This window comes from Streptomyces yaizuensis (assembly GCF_034961445.1).
Classification (GTDB): Bacteria; Actinomycetota; Actinomycetes; order Streptomycetales; family Streptomycetaceae; genus Streptomyces; species Streptomyces yaizuensis.
Window position 1 is genome coordinate 1 of the sequence record NZ_BSBI01000004.1, and the last position, 23,764, is coordinate 23,764.

Annotated in this window: 1 protein-coding gene; it reads left to right on the forward strand. The window is 71.5% G+C overall.

Annotated elements, in window-relative coordinates; all coding sequences use genetic code 11:
- The first annotated feature begins 30 nt into the window (after nucleotides 1–30).
- The gene (locus SYYSPA8_RS11210; RefSeq protein ID WP_456115160.1) at nucleotides 31–23,745 is read left to right on the forward strand and encodes a non-ribosomal peptide synthase/polyketide synthase; all 23,715 of its coding nucleotides are present in this window, start codon (nucleotides 31–33) and stop codon (nucleotides 23,743–23,745) included.
- The last annotated feature ends 19 nt before the right edge of the window (nucleotides 23,746–23,764 follow it).

Consider the following 23,764-nt stretch of genomic DNA (forward strand, 5'->3'; position numbering starts at 1 on the left):
TTTGTCGCGGACCGGCTGCCGTCGTACATGGTGCCGTCGGCGGTGGTGGTGCTGGACACCCTGCCGCTGACCGCGAACGGCAAGCTGGACCGTAAGGCGCTGCCCGCGCCGACGTATGCCAGTGGTGCCGGCCGGGCGCCGGCGGGGGCCCGGGAGGAGGTCATCTGCGAGGTCTTCGCCGAGGTCCTGGGCCTGGAACGGGCCGGTGTGGACGATGACTTCTTCGCGCTGGGCGGTCATTCGCTGCTGGTGGTGTCGCTGGTGGAGCGGCTGCGGCGGCGTGGTGTGTCGGTGTCGGTGCGGGCCCTGTTCACGACGCCGACCCCTGCGGGGCTGGCGGCGGCGGCAGGCCCGGAGCAGGTCACCGTTCCGCCGAACCTGATCCCCGAAGGCGCTGTCGAGATCACCCCCGACATGCTCCCCCTGGTCGACCTGACCGCAGCCGAGATCGACCGCGTGGTCGAACAGGTCCCCGGCGGCGCGGCCAATATCCAGGACATCTACCCCCTCGCCCCCCTCCAGGAAGGCATCCACTTCCACCACCTGATGGCGGACCGCGACGGCACCGACGTCTACGTGACGCCCACCGTCATCGAGTTCGGATCGCGCCAGCGCCTCGACGCCTTCCTCACGGCGATGCAGTGGGTGGTGGACCGCCACGACATCTACCGCACGGCGGTCGCCTCGGCAGGCCTCCGCGAACCGGTGCAGGTCGTCGTACGCCACGCGGACATACCGGTCGAGGAGGTCACCCTCCGTCCGGACGGCACCGACCCCGTCGAACAGCTCCTGGCCATGGCCGGCGGCTGGATGGACCTGGACCGGGTGCCGCTGATGGACGTACGCGTCGCCGCCGACCCGGGCGGCGAACGGTGGCTGGGCCTCCTCCGCATCCACCACCTGCTCCAGGACCACACCACCCTGGATGTGCTCCTCGACGACCTGCGGGCATACCTGGGCGGCCGGGCGGACCGGCTCCCGACGCCGGTCCCGTTCCGCGAATTCGTCGCCCAGGCCCGGCTCGGCACACCGCAGGAGGAACACGAGCGCCACTTCGCCGGACTCCTCGGGGACGTCACCGAGACCACCGCCCCCTACGGGCTGGCCGACGTCCACGGCGACGGCACAGGATCGGAACAGGCCCACCTGCGGGTCGACAACGCCCTCGCCGGCCGAGTCCACGAGGTGGCACGTTCCCTCGGAGCGAGCCCGGCCACCGTCTTCCACCTGGCGTGGGCCCGCGTCCTCGGCGCCGTCTCCGGCCGGGACGACGTGGTGTTCGGCACCGTCCTGTTCGGCCGGATGAACGCCGGCGAAGGCGCGGACCGCGTGCCCGGCCTGTTCATCAACACCCTGCCCGTACGCGTACGGGTCGACCAGCGGGGTGTCGGAGAGGCCCTCGGCGGCCTGCGGCACCAGCTCGCGGACCTGCTGGCCCACGAACACGCCCCGCTGGCACTCGCCCAGGGCGCCAGCGGACTCTCCGGCGGCAGCCCTCTGTTCAGCTCCATCTTCAACTACCGCTACAGCCCGGCCGGGCCACGGGAGACAGGGACCGAACTCGACGGGATGAGGATCGTCTCCGCCCGCGACCTCACCAACTACCCCCTCGCCGTGGCGGTCGACGCCGACGAGTCCGGCTTCGCCATCACCGTGGACGCGGTGGCGCCCGCCGACCCGGCGCAGGTGGGCGCGCTGCTCGTGACCTGCCTCGACGCCCTCACCTCCGCCCTGGCACAGGAACCGGCCACTCCGCTGCGTACGGTGGACGTACTCGACGGGACCGGTCTGTCCGCGCTCGTGGACGGGTGGAACGACACCGCGGTGCCGTTCTCGGACGTATCACTGCCCGAGGCGTTCGCGGCCCGCGTGACCGCGGGACCGGACGCGATCGCCCTGGTCCACGGCGACACTGAGGTGTCGTACGCGGAGCTGGGCGCGCGTTCGGACGCTCTCGCACGGGTGCTGGTGGCTGCCGGTGTGGGCGCGGAGTCGACCGTCGCGGTGGCGATGGAACGGTCCGTCGACCTCGTCGTCGCCTTCCTGGCCGTCTCGAAGGCCGGCGGGGTGTTCGTGCCGCTGGACGCGGGCTGGCCCGCGCCCCGGCTGCGCGCGGTGGTGGAGGACGCGAACGCCTGCCTGGTGCTGGTGCACGAGGCGACGGCAGGCCTCGAACTCGGCGTCTCCGCGGTATCGGTCCACGCCACATCGGACACGGCCGTCGGGCTGCCGGGTCCGGTGCCTGCGGGCGCTGCCGCGTATGTGATGTATACGTCGGGGTCGACGGGTGTGCCGAAGGGTGTGGTGGCGACCCATCGCGATGTCGTCGGCCTGGCGCGGGACCGCTGCTGGGGTTCGGCCTCCCGTGTCCTGTTCCATGCGCCGCACGCCTTCGATGCGTCCTCGTACGAGCTGTGGGTTCCGCTTCTGTCGGGCGGCACCGTCGTGATCGCGCCGGATGAGCGGCTGGACGCGGTGGCACTGCGGCGGCTGGTCGCGGAGCACGGGCTGTCGCACGTCCATGTGACGGCGGGGCTGCTGCGGGCGCTGGTCGACCAGGACCCGGGGTGCTTCACCGGTGTCAGTGAAGTACTGACCGGCGGGGATGTGGTTCCGGCGGAGTCGGTGCGGCGGGTGTTGGCGGAGAACGCCGGTGTGGTCGTGCGGCAGTTGTACGGTCCGACGGAGGTGACGCTGTGCGCCACGCAGCACGAGATCACCGACGCGGCTGAGGTGGACGCGGTGCTGCCGATCGGGCGGCCGCTGGACAACACCTCCGTCTATGTCCTGGACGACGGGCTGAACGTGGTGCCCGTGGGTGTGGCCGGTGAGCTGTACGTCGCCGGGGCCGGAGTCGCCCGGGGGTATGTGGGGCGGTCGGCGCTGACGGGTGAGCGGTTCGTGGCCTCTCCGTTCCGGCCCGGTGAGCGGATGTACCGGACCGGGGATCAGGTGCGGTGGTCTGCGGACGGCCGGCTGGTTTTCGTCGGTCGTGCGGACGAGCAGGTCAAGATACGCGGCTTCCGGGTGGAGCCGGGCGAGGTGGAAGCCGTACTCGCGGCCCACCCGGTGGTCGGGCAGGCGGCCGTGGTCGTCCGCGAGGACATCCCTGGCGACAAGCGGCTCATCGCCTACCTCGTCCCCGGCGAACACGGAGAGCAGGGGGAGCAGGGCGCTTCGATCGTCGGAACCGTCCGCGCGTACGCCGCCGACCGACTGCCGGAGTACATGCTCCCGTCCGCGTTCGTGGAACTCGACGTGCTGCCGCTGACCGTGAACGGCAAGGTGGACCGCAAGGCGCTGCCCGCGCCGACCTACACCACCGGTGGCGCCGGACGCATGCCCGCCGACGCCCGTGAGGAACTGCTCTGCCAGGCGTTCGCGGACGTCCTCGGGCTGCCGTCGGTCGGCGTGGACGACGACTTCTTCGCCCTGGGCGGCCACTCCCTGCTGGTGACCCGGCTGGTGAGCCGGGTACGCGTCACCCTCGACGCCGAACTGCCGATCCGCACGGTGTTCGAGGCGCCGACGCCCGGCAGGCTCGCGGCCCGGCTCGCCGCGGCAGGCGGCCCCGCCCGCCTCGCGCTGGTGGAACGCGAACGCCCCGCACGCCCCCCGCTCTCCTTCGCCCAGCAGCGCCTGTGGTTCCTGGGGCAGCTGGAGGGCCCGAGCGCGACCTACAACATCCCGCTGGCGCTGCGGCTCACGGGAGAGCTGGACCGGGAGGCGTTCGCGGCGGCCCTGCGCGACGTGATCGAGCGGCACGAGGTGCTGCGCACCGTCTTCGCGCTGGCCGACGGCGTGCCCTACCAGCGGGTCCTGCCCGTCGGGGAGACACCGTTCGCGCTGGACGTCGTGGAGGTCTCGCCCGACGGCCTGGCCGGCGCGGTCGCGGACGCGGCGGCGTACGCCTTCGATCTGATGACGGGGATACCGATACGGGCGTCGCTGTTCGCCGTCGCACCGGACGAGCATGTCCTCGTGCTGGTCGTGCACCACATCGCCGGTGACGCGTGGTCGATGGAGCCGCTGTCCCGTGATGTGGCGGTGGCGTACGCGGCGCGCCGCGGGGGCGAGGAGCCCCTGTGGGCACCGCTGCCGGTGCAGTACGCCGACTACGCGCTCTGGCAGCGCGAACTCCTCGGCCACGAGGAGGACCCCGGCAGCCTCATCTCACGCCAGGTGGACCACTGGCGGACCGCGCTCACCGGCGCGCCCGAGGAGCTGGAGCTGCCGTACGACAGGCCGCGTCCGGCGGAGCTGTCCTACCGGGGCCACCTCTCCGAGGTCGGGATCCCGGCCGAGCTGCACCGGCGGCTGCTGGAGGTGGCGCGCGCCGAGGGCGTGACGGTGTTCATGGTGCTCCAGGCCGCGCTGGCGACCGTGCTGAGCAGGCTGGGCGCGGGCACCGACGTTCCGATCGGGACCGCGGTCGCGGGACGCACCGACCAGGCCCTGGACGAGCTGGCCGGATTCTTCGTCAACACCCTGGTCCTGCGCACCGACCTGTCCGGGAACCCCACGTTCGCGGAGACCCTGGGGCGGGCGCGGGAGAGCCTGCTCGCCGCCCTGGCCCACCAGGACGTGCCGTTCGAGCGGCTGGTGGAGGAGTTGACACCGGCCCGTTCGCTGGCGCGGCACCCGCTCTTCCAGGTGATGCTGACACTGGAGAACACCGCGCGCGCCGGCGGCGGGGGCCTGGCGGAACTGCCCGGCCTGGAGATCTCCGTCCTGCCGACGGGCACCGTGCCCGCGAAGTTCGACCTCGACCTCGGTTTCACGGAGACCTTCGATCCGGCGGGGAACCCGGCCGGGATGCGCGGCACGCTCATCGCGGCCGCCGATCTGTTCGACCCGGACACGGCGGACCGGATCGCCGCCCGGCTCGTCCGCGTGCTGGACCAGCTGGCACACCGCCCTGAGCTGCGTCTCGGCGCGGTGGACATGCTGGACGCGGCCGAACGGTCCCTCCTCGTCGAAGGATGGCAGGACCCGGCGGTCCCGGTGGCGGAGACGACGCTGCCGGAGCTGTTCGAGGCGCAGGCGGCCCGGACGCCGGACGCGATCGCCGTGACGGACGGCGAGGTCCAGGTCTCCTACGCGGAGCTGGACGCGCGCGCCGAGCGACTGGCACGGCACCTGACCGACCGGGGGGTGGGCCCGGAGGACGTCGTCGGCGTGCTGATGGGGCGCTCCGCCGAGCTGATCGTGGCGGTGCTGGCCGTGCTGAAGGCCGGCGGTGCGTATCTGCCGCTGGACCCGGAGAACCCCGCCGAGCGGATCGAATCCGTACTGGTGGAGGCGGGGGCGGTGTGTGTCGTCACGTCCGTGGCGAGCAGGCACGCCCTCCCGGTGGCGGTGCCGGTCGTCCTGGCCGACGGTTCCGGGGTCGACGGTTCCGGTTCCGGTTCCGGTTCCGGGACCGTCGGTTCCGAGGCAGATGACGCGAGCGGCACGGCACGGCGCCGGGCCGTGCGCCCGGACCACCCCGCGTATGTGATTTTCACGTCGGGGTCGACGGGTCGTCCGAAGGGTGTGGTGGTGCCGCATCGGAATGTGGTGGCGTTGTTCGCGGCGGCTCGGGGGGTTGTGGGGTTCGGCGCGGGTGATGTGTGGAGTTGGTTCCATTCGCTCGCGTTCGATTTCTCGGTGTGGGAGTTGTGGGGGGCGTTGCTGCATGGCGGGCGGGTGGTGGTGGTGCCGTTCGAGGTGTCGCGGTCGCCGGGTGAGTTCGCGGGGTTGGTGGTGCGTGAGGGTGTGACGGTGTTGTCGCAGACGCCGTCGGCGTTCCATCAGCTGGTGGGGGCCGGTGCTGGTGTGGGTGTGGGTGCTGGTCTGGGTGGTGTGCGGGTGGTGGTGTTCGGTGGTGAGGCGCTGGAGTCTCATCGTCTGGCGGGTTGGGGGGAGCGGCTGGGGGGTGGTGGGCCGCGGTTGGTGAACATGTACGGGATCACGGAGACGACCGTGCATGTGACGCATGTGGATGTGTCCCCCGGGCCGGGTGTTTCGGGTGGGAGTGTGATTGGCCGGGGTCTTGCGGGGCTTTCGGTGGTGGTGCTGGACGAGTGGTTGCGTCCGGTTCCGGTGGGTGTGACGGGTGAGTTGTATGTGTCGGGTGCGCAGCTGGCCCGGGGCTATCTGGGACGCGCGGGCCTGACGGGTGAGCGGTTCGTGGCCTCTCCGTTCCGGCCCGGTGAGCGGATGTACCGGACGGGTGACCGGGCCCGGTGGTCGGCGGATGGCCGGCTCGTGTTCGGGGGCCGTGCGGATGACCAGGTCAAGATCCGCGGCTTCCGCATCGAACCCGGCGAGGTCGAAGCCGCACTCACCGCCCACCCGGACGTGGCCCGGGCGGCCGTGGTCGTCCGCGAGGACACCCCGGGCGACCTGCGCCTGGTCGGTTACGCGATACCCCGTGACGGTGTGGTCGCCGATGGGCTGGCGGAGGTCGTGCGCGGGTTCGCCTCGGACCGGCTGCCGTCGTACATGGTGCCGTCGGCGGTGGTGCTCCTGGAGACCCTGCCTCTGACGGTCAACGGCAAGCTGGACCGCAAGGCACTGCCCGCCCCGGCCTATACCGGTGGCGCGGGCCGGGCACCGGCGGACGCCCGCGAAGAACTGCTCTGCCAGGCGTTCGCCGAGGTGCTGGGGCTGTCATCGGTCAGTGTGGACGACGACTTCTTCGCGCTGGGCGGGCATTCACTGCTCGCGGTGTCGCTGGTGGAGTGGCTGCGACAGCGCGGCGTGCCGGTATCCGTACGGGCGCTGTTCACGACGCCGACCCCCGCCGGACTGGCCGCGGCGGCGGGCACGGGCGGGATCGAGGTCCCGCCGAACCTGATCCCGGAGGACGCGACGGCGATCACGCCGGACATGCTGACCCTGGTCGACCTGACCGAGGTCGAGATCGCCCGCGTGGTCGAGCAGGTCCCGGGCGGCGCGGCCAACATCCAGGACATCTACCCCCTCGCCCCCCTCCAGGAAGGCATCTACTTCCACCACCTCGTCGCCGACCGCGACGGCACCGACGTCTACGTGACCCCGACCGTGCTCGACTTCGACTCGCGGGAGCGGCTGGACCACTTCGTCGCCGCGCTGCGCTGGGTGATGGACCGGCACGACATCTACCGGACCGCGATCCTGTCGGAAGGGCTGCGCGAACCGGTCCAGGTCGTGTGGCGGCACACCGAACTCCACGTCGAGGAGGTCCCGCTCGACGCCTCCGGCCCCGAAGCGGTGGAGCAGCTCCGCACCGCGGTGGGCGGCTGGATCGAGCTGGACCGCGCGCCGCTGCTGCGGGCGCACATCGCCGAGGGCTCGGACGGCGGGTGGCTGATGCTGCTCCGCATCCACCACCTCATCCAGGACCACACCACGATGGAGGTGCTGCTGGAGGACCTGCGGGCATTCCTGACCGGTGCGGCCGACCGGCTGGCGCCGCCGGTCCCGTTCCGCGACTTCGTCGCCCAGGCACGGCTCGGGGCGTCGCGGGAGGAACACGAGCGCTACTTCGCCGGACTCCTCGGGGACATCACCGAGACCACCGCCCCCTACGGCCTCATGGACGTGCACGGCGACGGCGAAGCGGCCGCGCACGCCCGGCTGTGGGTGGACGACACGCTGACCGAGCGGATGCGTACGGTGTCCCGGACGCTCGGGGTGAGCCCGGCGACCCTGTTCCATCTGGCGTGGGCCCGCGTCCTCGGCGCCATTTCCGGCCGTGACGACGTGGTGTTCGGCACCCTGCTCTTCGGCCGGATGAACGCCGGTGCCGGCTCCGACCGCGCGCCGGGCCTGTTCATCAACACCCTGCCGGTACGGGTGGGACTGGCCGGGCGGAGCGTGTCCGAGGCCCTGACCGGCATGCGCCACCAGATGGCCGAGCTGATGGTCCACGAGCACGCGCCGCTGGCCCTGGCCCAGGCCGCCGCCGGCCTGCCCGGCGGCAGCCCGCTGTTCACCTCGCTCTTCAACTACCGGCACAACCAGGACGAGACGGAGCCCGGGGAGGAGATCGAGGGCATCCGGACGGTCTTCACCCGGGAGCACACCAACTATCCGCTCCACGTCTCCATCGACAACGACGGACCCCGCTTCGCGATCACCGTCAACGCGGTGGCGCCCGCCGACCCCGACCAGGTCTGCGCGCTTCTGCACACGAGCCTGAGGAATCTGGTCACCGCCCTGGCGGAGGCCCCTGACACGCCGCTCGACGGAGTGGACGTCCTGGACGCGCGGGCGCGGCACCTGCTGCACGTCGAGTGGAACGACACGGGCCGGGACGTGCCCGATGTCACCGTGCCCGCCGCGTTCGCCGCGTGGGCGGACCGTACCCCGGAGGCCGTGGCCCTGGTCTCCGGCGGCACGGAGGTGTCGTACGCGGAGCTGGACGCCCGCTCGGACCGGCTGGCGGCGCGTCTGGCGGCCGCCGGTGCGGGTGCGGAGTCGACCGTCGCCGTGCTGGTGGAGCGGTCCGTCGAGCTGGTGGTGGCGTTGCTGGCCGTACTGAAGGCCGGTGCCGCGTATGTGCCGCTGGACCTCGGATGGCCGGTGGCACGGATGCGGACCGTGGTGAAGGACTCGGGCGCGGGCTGGCTGGTGACGCACGGCCCGACGGCCGCACACGAGATCCTGAGCGGTGCCGGTCTCCCGGTGGTCCCGGTCGAGCCGGCGGCCGGGGCGGAGCCGGCGGAGTCGGCCCCGCCGCAGGAGTGGTCGCCGGGGCAGGCTGCGTATGTGATGTATACGTCGGGGTCGACGGGTGTGCCGAAGGGTGTGGTGGCGACCCATCGTGATGTGGTGCGGCTGGCGGGGGACCGCTGCTGGGGTTCGACGCCTCGGGTGTTGTTCCATGCGCCGCACGCGTTCGATGCCTCCTCATACGAGTTGTGGGTTCCGCTTCTGTCGGGTGGGACGGTGGTGATCGCTCCGGATGAGCGGGTGGACGCGGTCGTACTGCGGCGTCTCGTCGCTGCTCATGACCTGTCGCATGTCCATGTGACGGCGGGGCTGCTGCGGGTGCTGGCGGATGAGGACCCGGGGTGCTTCGCGGGCGTCAGTGAAGTACTGACCGGCGGGGATGTCGTGCCCGCCGAGTCGGTGCGAAGGGTGTTGGCGGAGAACGCCGGGGTCCGCGTGCGGCAGTTGTACGGTCCGACGGAGGTGACGCTGTGCGCCACGCAGCATGAGATCACCGACGCCGCTGAGGTGGACGCGGTGCTGCCGATCGGCAGGCCCCTGGACAACACCCGTGTGTATGTCCTGGACGGCCGTCTGTCTCCCGTTCCGGTCGGTGTGGCCGGTGAGCTGTACGTGGCGGGCGCCGGCCTCGCCCGGGGTTATGCGAACCGGTCCGCGCTGACGGGTGAGCGGTTCGTGGCGTGCCCCTTCGGGGCGGCGGGCGAACGGATGTACCGGACCGGTGACCTGGTCCGTTGGACGGCGGACGGTCGGCTGGTGTTCGCGGGGCGTGCGGACGAGCAGGTGAAGATCCGTGGGTTCCGGGTGGAGCCGGGCGAGGTCGAGGCCGTGCTCGCGGCCCATCCGGCGGTCGGTCAGGCCACGGTGCTGGTCCGCGAGGACACGCCCGGGGACAAGCGGCTCGTCGGGTATCTGGTGCCGGGTGAGCCCGGCGCTTCCGTCAGTGTCACCGTCCGCGCGTATGCTGCCGAGCGGTTGCCGGAGTACATGCTGCCGTCGGCGCTCGTGGAGCTGGACGCGCTGCCGCTGACGCCCAACGGCAAGGTGGACCGCAAGGCGCTGCCCGCGCCGGATTACGCGACGGGTGCGGGCCGGGCGCCGGCCGACGCCCGTGAGGAACTGCTGTGCCAGGCGTTCGCGGACGTCCTCGGGCTGCCGTCGGTCGGTGTGGACGACGACTTCTTCGCCCTCGGCGGCCACTCCCTGCTGGCCACAGTCCTCGTCAGCCGGATTCGTGCGACGTTCCGCGTGGAGATGGCGATCGTCGCCCTCTTCGACGCGCCGACCCCGGCGGCCCTGGCGCGCTGGCTGGTCCAGGCGCGGCCCGGACGGATCGCCCTGACCGCGTGGGAGCGGCCGGAGCGGGTCCCGCTGTCGTTCGCGCAGCGCCGTCTGTGGTTCCTCGGCCAGCTGGAGGGCCCGAGCGCGACCTACAACATCCCGCTGGTCCTGGAGCTGACGGGGGAGTTGGACCGGGAGGCGCTGGCTGCGGCGTTCCGTGATGTGATCGGCCGGCACGAGGTGCTGCGGACGGTCTATCCGATGGTGGACGGGGAGCCGTACCAGCGGGTCCTGCCGGTCACCGAAACCGGCTTCGACCTGCCGGTTGTCGAGATCGACGCCGCCGGGGTGACCGATGCGGTGACCCGGGTGACCGGGTACGCGTTCGACCTCGCGGTGGAGATTCCCGTACGGGCGTCGCTGTTCGCGGTGGCGCCGGACGAGCATGTTCTCGTGCTGGTGGTGCACCACATCGCGGGTGACGCGTGGTCGATGGCGCCCCTGTCCCGTGATGTGGCGGTGGCGTATGCCGCGCGGCGCGAAGGCGCGGAGCCCGTCTGGCCGGAGCTGCCGGTGCAGTACGCGGACTACGCGCTCTGGCAGCGCGAACTCCTCGGCGACGAGGAGGACCCCGACAGCGTGATCTCCCAGCAGATCGCCTTCTGGCGGAACACCCTGGAGGGAGCGCCGGCGGAACTCGCCCTGCCGACCGACAGGCCCCGCCCGGCGACGCCGTCCTACGAAGGCCGCTTCGCCCCCGTCGAGATCCCCGCCGACGTACACGCCCGGCTGCTGGAAGTGGCGCGGGAACACGGCGTGACCCTCTTCATGACGGTGCAGACCGCGCTGGCCGTGGTCCTGTCCCGGCTTGGTGCGGGTGATGATGTGCCGATTGGTGTGGCGGTGGCGGGGCGTACTGATCAGGCCGTGGATGATCTGGTCGGGTTTTTTGTGAATACGTTGGTGTTGCGGGCGGATGTGTCGGGTGATCCGTCGGTGGGTGAGGTGTTGCGGCGGGTGCGGGATGTGTCGTTGGCGGCGTTCTCGCATCAGGATGTGCCGTTTGAGCGGTTGGTGGAGGAGTTGGCTCCTGCGCGTTCGTTGTCGCGTCATCCGTTGTTCCAGGTGATGTTGACGTTGCAGAACGCGGGTGGCCGTGCTGGTGCTGGTGGTGGGGTTTCGTTGCCGGGTGTGGTGGCGGGGTCGTTGCCGTTGGGTGGTGAGGCGTCGGCGAAGTTCGATCTGGATCTGTCGGTGGGTGAGCGGTTTGATGCGGGGGGTGCGCCTGCGGGGTTGGAGGGTGTGCTGATCGCTGCTGCTGATCTGTTCGGGCAGGGGTCGGCTGAGCGGGTGGCGGGTGCTCTGGTGCGGGTGTTGGGGGTGATGGCCGGGGATCCAGGTGTGCGGGTGAGTGGTGTGGAGGTGCTGGATCCGGTCGAGCGTGGGCGGGTTCTGACGGAGTGGAACGACACGGCGGTGGTGGTGCCGGGTGTGGTGGTGCCGGGGCTGTTCGAGGCTCGGGTTGCTTCGGATCCGGGTGCGGTGGCTGTGGTGTCGGGTGGGGTGGGGGTGTCGTACGGGGAGTTGAACGGTCGGGCGAACCGCCTGGCGCGGTTGCTGGTGGCGTCGGGGGTTGGTCCGGAGTCGGTGGTCGCGGTGGTGATGGACCGGTCGGTGGAGTTGGTGGTGGCTCTGCTGGCGGTGTTGAAGGCGGGTGGTGCGTATCTGCCGATCGCGCCTGATCTGCCGGGTGAGCGGATCCGGTACATGCTGGACGACGCGAACCCCCGGCTCGTCCTCACCAACCACGAAACCGGAACCCGGATCGAGGAAACCGTCCCCTGGGCCGATTCCGATTCCGATTCCGCTTCCCACTCCCACTCCGAATCCGGTTCTGGTTCCGGGCGCGGGTTGGAGCGGGTGGTGGTGGATGATCCGGGGACGGTCGCTGCGCTGGCGGGGCTGGGTTCGGGTGATCTGCCTTCGGGTGTGATGGGTGGGCATCCGGCGTATGTGATCTATACGTCGGGGTCGACGGGCCGGCCGAAGGGTGTGGTGGTGTCGCACGCCGCGATGGCGAACTTCGTGGTGGCGATGGGCGGCCGATTCCCGATGGACGGGGAGGATCGTCTGCTGGCGGTGACGACGGTGTCGTTCGACATCCATGTGCTGGAGCTGTATGTGCCCTTGGTGTCGGGCGCCGGGGTCGTCCTCGCCGCTGAGGGTGAGGTGCGGGATCCGGCGGCGCTGGCCGGGCTCATCGAGCGGTCGGGTGTGACGGTGATGCAGGCGACGCCGGCGCTGTGGCAGTCACTGCTGGGCGGTCATGCGGAGGTACTGCGCGGGCTGCGGCTGCTGGCGGGTGGCGAGGCGCTGCCGGGTGCGCTGGCCGGGCGGATGGCTGCGCTGGGCGGTGCCGTGAGCAACTTGTACGGTCCGACCGAGGTGACGGTGTGGGCGACGGTCGCCGACGTCGAGGATTCCGTGGTCCGGATCGGGCGTCCGGTGGCGAACACGCGGGCGTATGTGCTGGACGGTGCGTTGCGTCCGGTGCCGCCGGGGTCCGTGGGTGAGCTGTATCTGGCGGGTGCGCAGCTGGCCCGGGGCTATCTGGGACGCGCGGGCCTGACGGGTGAGCGGTTCGTGGCGTGCCCGTTCGGGGCGTCGGGTGAGCGGATGTATCGCACGGGTGACGTGGTGCGGTGGTCCGAGGAGGGTGAGTTGCTGTTCGTCGGCCGGGCCGACGAGCAGGTCAAGATCCGTGGGTTCCGGATCGAGCCGGGCGAGGTGGAAGCCGTCCTCGCCGCCCATCCGGACGTGGTCCGGGCGGCGGTGGTCGTCCGGGAGGACACCCCGGGCGACAAGCGGCTCATCGCCTACCTCGTCCCCCGCAACCCCGAAACCGACGGGTTGCAGGACATGACACGGGGGTTCGCCGCTGATCGGCTGCCGTCGTACATGGTGCCGTCGGCGGTCGTCGTCCTCGACGCGCTGCCGCTGACACCGAACGGCAAGCTGGACCGTAAGGCACTGCCCGCGCCCGACTATGTGACAGGCGCGGGCCGGGCGCCGGCCGACCCCCGTGAGGAGGTGCTGTGCCAGGCGTTCGCCGAGGTCCTGGGCCTTGAACACGTCGGCGTGGACGATGACTTCTTCGCCCTGGGCGGGCATTCGCTGCTGGCCGTGTCCCTGGTGGAGTGGCTGCGGCAGCGTGGCGTCTCCGTATCCGTACGGGCCCTGTTCGTGACGCCGACCCCCGCCGGGCTGGCGGCGGCGGCAGGCCCGGAGCAGGTCGTCGTGCCGCCGAACCTGATCCCGGCGGACGCGACGGCGATCACCCCGGACATGCTCACCCTGGTCGATCTCACCGCAGCCGAGATCGACCGCGTGGTCGAGCAGGTCCCGGGTGGCGCGGCCAACATCCAGGACATCTACCCCCTCGCCCCCCTCCAGGAGGGGTTGTTCTTCCACCACCTGATGGCCGGGCGCGACGACGCGGACGTGTACGTCCTCCCGACCGTGGTCGGTTTCGACTCGCGGAACCTCCTCGATTCCTTCCTGGCGGCCCTCCGGCGAATCGTCGACCGGCACGACACCTACCGCACGGCGGTGGTCTGGGAAGGGCTGCGCGAGCCGGTGCAGGTCGTCGTCCGCAACGCCGAACTGCCGGTGGACGAAGTCGCCCTCGGCGCCGGCGGGGACCCGGCGGAACGGCTCATCGCGGAAGCGGGGGCGTGGGGCGCGCTGGACCGGGCCCCGCTGATGCGGGTGCGGATCGCCCCCGAGCCGGGCACCGGCCGATGGCTGGCCCTGGTGCTCATCCACCACCTGGTGCAGGACCACACCGCCCTGGACGCCCTCCTGGACGAGGTGCGCACGATCCTGTCGGGGCGCGCGGCCGACCTGCCCGAACCGGTGCCGTTCCGCGAGTACGTGGCGCAGACCCGGCTGGGTACGGCGCGTGAGGAGCACGAGCGGTACTTCGCCGGACTGCTCGGGGACGTCACCGAGACCACCGCCCCCTACGGCCTGACGGATGTCCACGGCGACGGCACGGCGACCGCGCGCGCCCAGCACTGGGTGGACGACACGCTCGCCGCACGCGTACGAGGGCTGGCCAGGTCGCGGGGGGTCAGCGCGGCCACGGTCTTCCATTTGGCGTGGGCCCGCGTCCTCGGCACCCTGTCGGGCCGCGACGACGTGGTCTTCGGCACGATCCTGTTCGGCCGGATGAACACCACGGTCGGCGCCCGGCAGGCGCTCGGTCCGTTCATCAACACGCTGCCCGTGCGCGTCCGCCTCGACCGGACCGGGGCCGGTGCGGCGCTGTCGGCGATGCGGGACCAGCTCTCCGAGCTGATGGTGCACGAGCACGCGCCGCTCACGCTGGCGCAGTCGGCCAGCGGTGTTCCGGGTGGCAGTCCCCTGTTCACCTCGCTCTTCAACTACCGGTTCACCGCGACGCCGGGCGGTGCGGGTGTACCCGCCGACGCCCGGGACACCTCCGGCGCCGCCCAGGACGGCGCTGCTCAGGACGGCGCCGGCGACGCTCAGGACGACGCGGTCGACGGGATCGCCCTGCTCGGATACCGCGAGCAGAGCAACTACCCCCTGACCGTGTCCGTGGACGACGTGGGGGAGCGGTTCCTCCTGACCGTCGACGCGGTCGCGCCGGCCGACCCCGACCAGGTCTGCGCCCTGCTGGGCACCTGCCTGGACAATCTGGCCGCCGTCCTCGACCGGGCGGAGGGCACAGGGCTCGCGGAGGTGGAGGTGCTGGACCCGGCCGGGCACCGGCGGCTCCTCGAAGACGGGACCGGTCCGGTCCTGGACGTGCCGAGGATGCCGGTCGCCGACCTGTTCGCTGCACAGGCGGAGCGGACACCGGACGCGACGGCGCTGGTCCACGGCACGGTCGAGCTGTCGTACGCGGAGCTGGACGTCCGGGCGAACCGCCTGGCGCGGCTGCTGATCGCACGGGGGGCAGGGCCGGAGTCGGTGGTCGCGGTGGTGATGGAGCGCTCGGCCGAACCGCTGGTCGCGTTCCTGGCGGTCATGAAGGCGGGCGCGGCCTGCCTGCCCGTCGATCCGGCTCTCCCGGCCGGCCGGATCGGGCTCATGTTCGAGGACATCCGGCCCGCGCACGTGCTGACGAGCCCGGGGTCCCGCTCGCTCGTGCCCGGAGACGCACCCGTGACGGTGCTGGGCACCGCGGAGACGGACGCGGAGCTGGCGGGCCTGGCCGGCGAAGCCGTCACGGACGGCGATCGCGTCACCCGGTTGCTCCCGGATCACCCGGCGTACGTGATCTACACGTCCGGTTCGACCGGGCGGCCGAAGGGTGTGGTGGTCACGCACACCGGGATCGCGGGTCTGGCCCGCGCCCAGGTCGAGTCGTTCGCGCTGAACGCCGACAGCCGGGTCCTGCAACTGGCCTCCCTCGGTTTCGACGCCTCGGTGATGGAACTGATCATGGCGTTCTCGTGCGGCGCGGCCCTGGTCGTTCCGGCGGCCGAGGGCCCGCTGATGGGGCGGGAACTGGCCGATGTCCTGCTGACGGAACGGATCACCCATACGCTGATCCCGCCGAGCGTCCTCGCCACCGTGCCCGATGTGACCGGCGACGCGCTGGTCACCCTGGTGGTGGGCGCGGAAGCCTGCCCCGCCGAGCTGGTGGAACGCTGGACGCCCGGCCGCCGCATGGTGAACGCGTACGGCCCGACCGAGATCACCGTGCTGTGCACGCTGAGCGACCCGCTCCGGCCGGGGGAGACCCCGCCCATCGGCCGTCCGATCGGGGATGTCCGGGTGTACGTCCTGGACGACCGCCTGGCACCGGTGCCGGTCGGTGTGGCCGGTGAGCTGTACGTGGCGGGTCCGGGCGTGGCGCGCGGCTATGCGAACCGGTCCGCGCTGACCGGTGAGCGGTTCGTGGCCTGCCCGTTCGGTGGGTCCGGGGAGCGGATGTACCGGACGGGTGACCGGGCGCGGCGGACCGCCGACGGCCGGCTGGTGTTTGTCGGGCGGGCGGACGAGCAGGTCAAGATACGCGGCTTCCGCATCGAACCCGGCGAGGTCGAGGCCGTGCTCGCTGCCCACCCGGCGGTCGGCCAGGCCACGGTGCTGGTCCGCGAGGACACCCCTGGCGACAAGCGGCTGGTGGCCTATGTGGTGGCCGGCGAGAACACCGTTGACGATCTGGCGGGGACGGTACGGGAGCACGCCGCCGGACGCCTGCCGTCCTATCTGGTCCCCTCGGCGATCATGGAACTGGACGCGCTGCCGCTGACGCCCAACGGCAAGCTGGACCGCAAGGCGCTGCCAGCGCCGGATTACGGCACGGGTGCGGGCCGGGCGCCGGCCGACGCCCGTGAGGAACTGCTGTGCCAGGCGTTCGCCGAGGTCCTCGGGCTGCCGTCGGTCGGTGTGGACGACGACTTCTTCGCCCTCGGCGGCCACTCCCTGCTGGCGACCCGGCTGGTGAGCCGCGTACGCGCGGTACTGGACGTGGAGCTGCCGGTCAGGGCGCTGTTCGACGCGCCGACCCCGGCGGCCCTGGCGCGCTGGCTGGTCCAGGCGCGGCCCGGACGGATCGCCCTGACCGCGTGGGAGCGGCCGGAGCGGGTCCCGCTGTCGTTCGCGCAGCGCCGTCTGTGGTTCCTCGGCCAGCTGGAGGGCCCGAGCGCGACCTACAACATCCCGCTGGTCCTGGAGCTGACGGGGGAGTTGGACCGGGGGGCGCTGGCTGCGGCGTTCCGTGATGTGATCGGCCGGCACGAGGTGCTGCGGACGGTCTATCCGATGGTGGACGGGGAGCCGTACCAGCGGGTCCTGCCGGTCGCCGACACCGGCTTCGACCTGCGGTTCACGGAGGTGGCGGCGGAGGATCTCGACACGGCGACGGCCACGGCCGTCGGGCAGGCCTTCGACCTCGCGGTGGAGATTCCCGTACGGGCGTCGCTGTTCGCGGTGGCGCCGGGCGAGCATGTTCTCGTGCTGGTGGTGCACCACATCGCGGGTGACGCGTGGTCGATGGAACCGCTGTCCCGTGATGTGGCGGTGGCCTACGCCGCCCGGCGCGAAGGCGCGGAGCCGGAGTGGGCGCCGCTGCCGGTGCAGTACGCGGACTACGCGCTCTGGCAGCGCGAACTCCTCGGCGACGCCGACGATCCCGACAGCACGCTGTCCCGCCAGGTGGAGTACTGGCGGAACGCCCTCGCCGGCGCACCGGACGAGCTGCCGCTTCCCACGGACCGGATGCGGCCCGCCGAGGCGTCCCACCGTGGACACCGGATCCCGGTCGTGGTCCCCGCCGACGTGCACGCGCGGCTCGTGGAGGTCGCGCGGGAACACGGCGTGACCGTGTTCATGGTGCTCCAAGCGGCGTTCGCGACCCTCTTGCACCGGCTTGGTGCGGGTGATGATGTGCCGATTGGTGTGGCGGTGGCGGGGCGTACGGATCAGGCTGTGGATGATCTGGTCGGGTTTTTTGTGAATACGTTGGTGTTGCGGGCGGATGTGTCGGGTGATCCGTCGGTGGGTGAGGTGTTGCGGCGGGTGCGGGATGTGTCGTTGGCGGCGTTCTCGCATCAGGATGTGCCGTTTGAGCGGTTGGTGGAGGAGTTGGCTCCTGCGCGTTCGTTGTCGCGTCATCCGTTGTTCCAGGTGATGTTGACGTTGCAGAACGCGGGTGGCCGTGGTGGTGCTGGTGGTGGGGTTTCGTTGCCGGGTGTGGTGGCGGGGTCGTTGCCGTTGGGTGGTGAGGCGTCGGCGAAGTTCGATCTGGATCTGTCGGTGGGTGAGCGGTTTGATGCGGGGGGTGCGCCTGCGGGGTTGGAGGGTGTGCTGATCGCTGCTGCTGATCTGTTCGGGCAGGGGTCGGCTGAGCGGGTGGCGGGTGCTCTGGTGCGGGTGTTGGGGGTGATGGCCGGGGATCCGGGTGTGCGGGTGAGTGGTGTGGAGGTGTTGGATCCGGTCGAGCGTGGGCTGGTGTTGGAGGAGTGGAACGACACGGCGGTGGTGGTGCCGGGTGTGGTGGTGCCGGGGTTGTTCGAGGCGCGGGTTGCTTCGGATCCGGGTGCGGTGGCTGTGGTGTCGGGTGGGGTGGGGGTGTCGTACGGGGAGTTGAACGGTCGGGCGAATCGGCTGGCGCGGCTGCTGATCGCACGGGGGGTTGGTCCGGAGTCGGTGGTCGCGGTGGTGATGGACCGGTCGGTGGAGTTGGTGGTGGCTCTGCTGGCGGTGTTGAAGGCGGGTGGTGCGTATCTGCCGATCGCGCCTGATCTGCCGGGTGAGCGGATCCGGTACATGCTCGATGACGCGAACCCCAGGCTCATCCTCACCAACCACGAAACCGGAACCCAGTTCAGCTCTGACGGGTTGGAGCGGGTGGTGGTGGATGATCCGGGGACGGTTGCCGCGCTGGCGGAGCTGGGTTCGGGTGATCTGTCTTCGGGTGTGGTGGGTGGGCATCCGGCGTATGTGATCTATACGTCGGGGTCGACGGGCCGGCCGAAGGGTGTGGTGGTGTCGCACGCCGCGATGGCGAACTTCGTGGTGGCGATGGGCGGTCGTTTCCCGATGGATGAGAGGGATCGTCTGCTGGCGGTGACGACGGTGTCGTTCGACATCCATGTGCTGGAGCTGTATGTGCCGTTGGTGTCGGGTGCGGCGATTGTGCTCGCTGGTGAGGGTGAGGTGCGGGATCCGGGGGCGCTGGCCGGGCTCATCGAGCGGTCGGGTGTGACGGTGATGCAGGCGACGCCGGCGCTGTGGCAGTCGCTGCTCGGTGGTCATGCGGAGGTACTGCGCGGGCTGCGGATGCTGGCGGGTGGCGAGGCGCTGCCGGGTGCGCTGGCCGGGCGGATGGCCGCGCTGAGCGGTGCGGTGAGCAATCTGTACGGTCCCACCGAGGTGACGGTGTGGGCGACGGTCGCCGACGTGCAGGAGGGTTCTGCGGTCCGGATCGGGCGTCCGGTGGCGAACACGCGGGCGTATGTGCTGGATGGTGCGTTGCGTCCGGTGCCGCCGGGGTCCGTGGGCGAGCTGTATCTGGCGGGTGCGCAGCTGGCCCGGGGCTATCTGGGACGGTCCGCGCTGACAGGTGAGCGGTTCGTGGCCTGCCCGTTCGGCGGTTCGGGCGAGCGGATGTATCGCACGGGTGATGTGGTGCGGTGGTCCGAGGAAGGTGAGCTGGTGTTCGTCGGCCGGGCCGACGAACAGGTCAAGATCCGCGGGTTCCGGATCGAACCCGGCGAGGTCGAAGCCGTCCTCGCCGCCCACCCGGACGTGGCCCGGGCGGCGGTGGTCGTCCGGGAAGACACCCCCGGCGACAAACGGCTCATCGCCTACCTCGTCCCCGGCGAACACGGAGAGCAAGGGGAGCACGGGGGTCAGGGCGCTTCGATCGCCGAAACGGTCCGCGCGTACGCGGCCGACCGACTGCCGTCCTACATGGTCCCGTCCGCGTTTGTGGAACTGGACGCGCTGCCGCTGACACCCAACGGCAAGCTCGATCGCAAGGCACTGCCCGCCCCGGTCTATACCGGTGGTGCGGGCCGGGCGCCGGCGGACGCCCGCGAAGAGGTGCTGTGCCAGGCGTTCGCCGAGGTCCTGGGGCTGGAACACGTCGGTGTGGACGACGACTTCTTCGCGCTGGGCGGGCATTCGCTGCTGGCGGTGTCGCTGGTGGAGTGGCTGCGGCAGCGCGGCGTCTCCGTATCCGTACGAGCGCTGTTCGTGACGCCGACCCCCGCCGGGCTCGCGGCGGCGGCAGGCCCGGAGCAGGTCACCGTTCCGCCGAACCTGATCCCGGCGGACGCGACCGCGATCACCCCGGACATGCTCACCCTGGTCGAGCTGACCGGGGCCGAGATCGACCGCGTGGTCGAGCAGGTCCCGGGCGGCGCGGCCAACATCCAGGACATCTACCCCCTCGCCCCCCTCCAGGAGGGCATCTTCATCCACAGCCTGATGGTCGACCGGGGCGCCACGGACGTCTATGTCACGCCCACGACGATCGCGTTCGCGTCGCGGCAGCGCCTGGACGACTTCCTCACGGCGATGCAGTGGGTGGTCGACCGGCACGACATCTACCGCACCGCGATCGTCTCCGACGGGCTCGCGGAGCCGGTGCAGGTCGTCGTGCGGCACGCGGAACTGCCGGTCGAGGAGGTGACGATCGACCCCGCCGCCCCGGACCCGGCCGAGCAGCTGGCGGCCGCCGTCCACGGCTGGATGGACCTCGACCGGGCGCCGCTGCTGTCGACACACATCGCCGCCGCCGATCCGCGGGGCGATCGCTGGCTCTGCGTGCTCCGCGTCCACCATCTCCTCCAGGACCACACGGCCATGCGGGTGATGCTCGACGAGTTGCGGGCGTACCTGGGCGGCCAGGGCGATCAGCTGCCGCCGCCGCTGCCGTTCCGCGAGTTCGTCGCCCAGGCGCGGTTCGGAGTGCCGAAGGAGGAGCACGAGGCGTACTTCGCCGATCTCCTCGGCGACCTGACCGAGCCGACCGCCCCGTACGGGCTCATGGACGTGCACGGCGACGGCTCGGCGACCGCGCAGGCCCACCTTCAGGTGGACAGCGCTCTGGCGGACCGGCTGAAGCGGGTGGCGCGGTCGCTGGGGGTGAGCCCGGCGACGGTCTTCCACCTGGCGTGGGCGCGGGCGCTCGCCGCGCTGTCGGGCCGCGACGACGTGGTGTTCGGCACGATCGTGCTCGGCCGGATGAACTCGGGCACGGGCGCCGACCGGGTGCCGGGCCTGTACATGAACACGCTGCCGGTACGGGTACGCCTGGCCGGCGCGGCGGTCGGGGAGGCGCTGAGCGGGCTCCGGCACCAGCTCGCCGACCTGATGGTGCACGAGCACGCGCCCCTGGCACTCGCCCAGGCGGCCAGCGGTCTGCCCGGCAGCCCCCTGTTCACCTCGCTCTTCAACTACCGGCACAACCAGGACGCGGGCCAGGGGTCGGCCGAGGCGCTGGACGGCATCGAGCTGCTGTCCTTCCGCGATGTCACCGACTATCCGCTCGGTGTGGCCGTCGACGCCGACGGGACCGGCTTCAGGATCGCCGTGGACGCCGTGGCGCCCGCCGACCCCGATCAGGTCTGCGCCCTGCTCCACACCAGCCTGGACCATCTGGTCACCGCCCTGGCGCAGGCCCCCGGCGGCTCGCTCCTCGCCGTGGACGTGCTCGACCCGGACGAGCTGTCCGAGCTGGTCGACAGGCGCAACGACACTGCGGTCGCGGTGGCGGATGTGTCGGTGCCCGAGGTGTTCGCGGGGCGGGTGGCCGCTGTTCCGGGTGCGGTGGCTGTGGTGTCGGGTGGCAGGCGGCTGAGCTATGCGGAGTTGGATGCGCGGTCGGACGGTCTGGCGCGGCAGTTGGTGGCGCGGGGTGCTGGTCCGGAGTCGGTGGTCGCGGTGGTGATGGAGCGTTCGGTGGAGCTGGTGGTCGCTCTGCTGGCGGTGTTGAAGTCGGGTGCCGCGTATGTGCCGCTGGATGTGTCGTGGCCGGTGGCGCGGATGCGTGCCGTGGTGGAGGACGCGGGTGCTGGGTTGCTGGTCGTGGATCGTGTGACGGCCGGGCATGCGCTGGTGGGTGAGGCGGGGCTGCCGGTGGTGCGGGCGGGTGCCCGTGGCCGCAGGTCGGTCGTCCTGCCGGGTCCGGTGCCTGCGGGTGCTGCCGCGTATGTGATGTATACGTCGGGGTCGACGGGTGTGCCGAAGGGTGTGGTGGCGACCCATCGTGATGTGGTGCGGCTGGCGGGAGACCGCTGCTGGGGCCCGACTCCCCGGGTGCTGTTCCACGCCCCGCACGCCTTCGACGCCTCCTCCTACGAGCTGTGGGTTCCGCTCCTGTCCGGCGGCACCGTCGTGGTGGCGCCGAACGAAGCGGTGGACGCGCCCGGGCTGCGGAATCTCGTCGCCGCCCACGACGTATCGCATGTCCATGTGACGGCGGGGCTGCTGCGGGTGCTCGCGGATCAGGATCCCGGGTGCTTCACCGGCGTCAGCGAAGTACTGACCGGCGGGGATGTCGTGCCCGCCGAGTCGGTCCGCCGGATCCTGGCGGAGAACAGCGGCGTCGCCGTACGACACATGTACGGTCCGACGGAGGTGACGCTGTGCGCGACGCAGCACATGATCACCGACGCGGCCGAGGTGGACGCGGTGCTGCCGATCGGCCGGCCGCTGGACAACACCCGCCTGTACGTCCTGGACGCCCGTCTGTCTCCCGTTCCGGTCGGTGTGGCAGGAGAGCTGTACATCGCGGGGGCCGGCCTCGCCCGGGGGTACCTCAACCGGCAGGGGCTCACGGGCACATGGTTCGTGGCCTCCCCCTTCCGGCCCGGTGAGCGGATGTACCGCACCGGCGACCTGGTCCGTTGGACCGCCGACGGCGGGCTGGTGTTCGTCGGGCGGGCGGACGAGCAGGTCAAGATACGCGGCTTCCGGGTGGAGCCGGGTGAGGTGGAAGCCGTGCTCGCGGCCCACCCGGCGGTCGGACAGGCGGCCGTGGTCGTACGGGAGGACACCCCCGGCGACAAGCGGCTCATCGCCTACCTCGTCCCCGGCGAACACGGAGACCCCGGAGACCACGGCGAGCAGGGCACCTCGATCACCGAAACCGTCCGCGAGCACGTGGCCGACCGACTGCCGTCGTACATGGTCCCCTCCGCGTTCGTGGAACTGGACACCCTGCCCCTGACGGTCAACGGCAAGCTGGACCGCAAGGCACTGCCCGCGCCCGACCTCGTGTACGGAGCGGGCGGCGCCGTCGCGGACGGACCCCTCGCCGTGCTGGAACAGGCCATGCGCGAGGCGTTCGCCGAGACCCTGGGGCTGCCCGAAGTCGGTGTGGACGACGACTTCTTCGCCCTGGGCGGGCATTCGCTGCTCGCGGTGGCGCTGGTGCACCGCCTGAAGGCGCGGGGCATCATCACCTCCGTACAGGATGTGATGGCCGCACCCACCGTGACCGCCCTGCTCGGCACGCTCACCCTGTCGTCGGTGCGGGACTCCCTCGGTGTGCTGCTGACGATCCGCGGTGGCGGTGACCGGCCGCCCCTGTTCTGCGTCCACCCGGCCGGCGGGCTGAGCTGGAGCTACATGCCTCTGGCCCGGCATGTGCCGGAGGACCGGCCCGTGTACGGGCTCCAGGCCCGGGGCGTCGACGGACAGTCCCCGTTCGCGGGCTCGGTGACGGAGATGGCCGCCGACTACATCGAGCAGATGCGGCGCGTCCAGCCGGCCGGCCCGTACCACATCGTCGGCTACTCCTTCGGCGCGACCCCGGCGCACGAGATCGCCGTTCAGCTGCGGGACCAGGGCGAGGAGGTGGCGGCCCTGGTCATCATGGACTCGTTCCCGCTCGACGACATCCTCAAGGAGGTCCGCGCCGCCGGAGGCACGCCCTCCGACGGGGGCGAGCCGTGGGAGGACGTGCTGCGGGCGGAGTACGGGCCCCTGCTCGGCGGATTCTCCGACGACGAGATCGCCGTGTTCGCGCGGGCCTTCGAGAACAACACCCGGATCAGGGGGGCGCACACCACCGGGCGGTTCGACGGCGACGCCCTGGTCCTCGCCTCGACCGACAACGCATCGGAGGACGAGCCGCTCACCGCGAAGTGGGCGCCCTACATCCTCGGCGGGATGACGGAAGTGTCCATCCCCTGCGGGCACGCGGACATGGTCCGGCCCGACATGATGGGCCTGGTCTGGCAGGCGATCGCCGCCTGGCTGGAATCCCGATGACCAAGCAACCGGAGGGAAC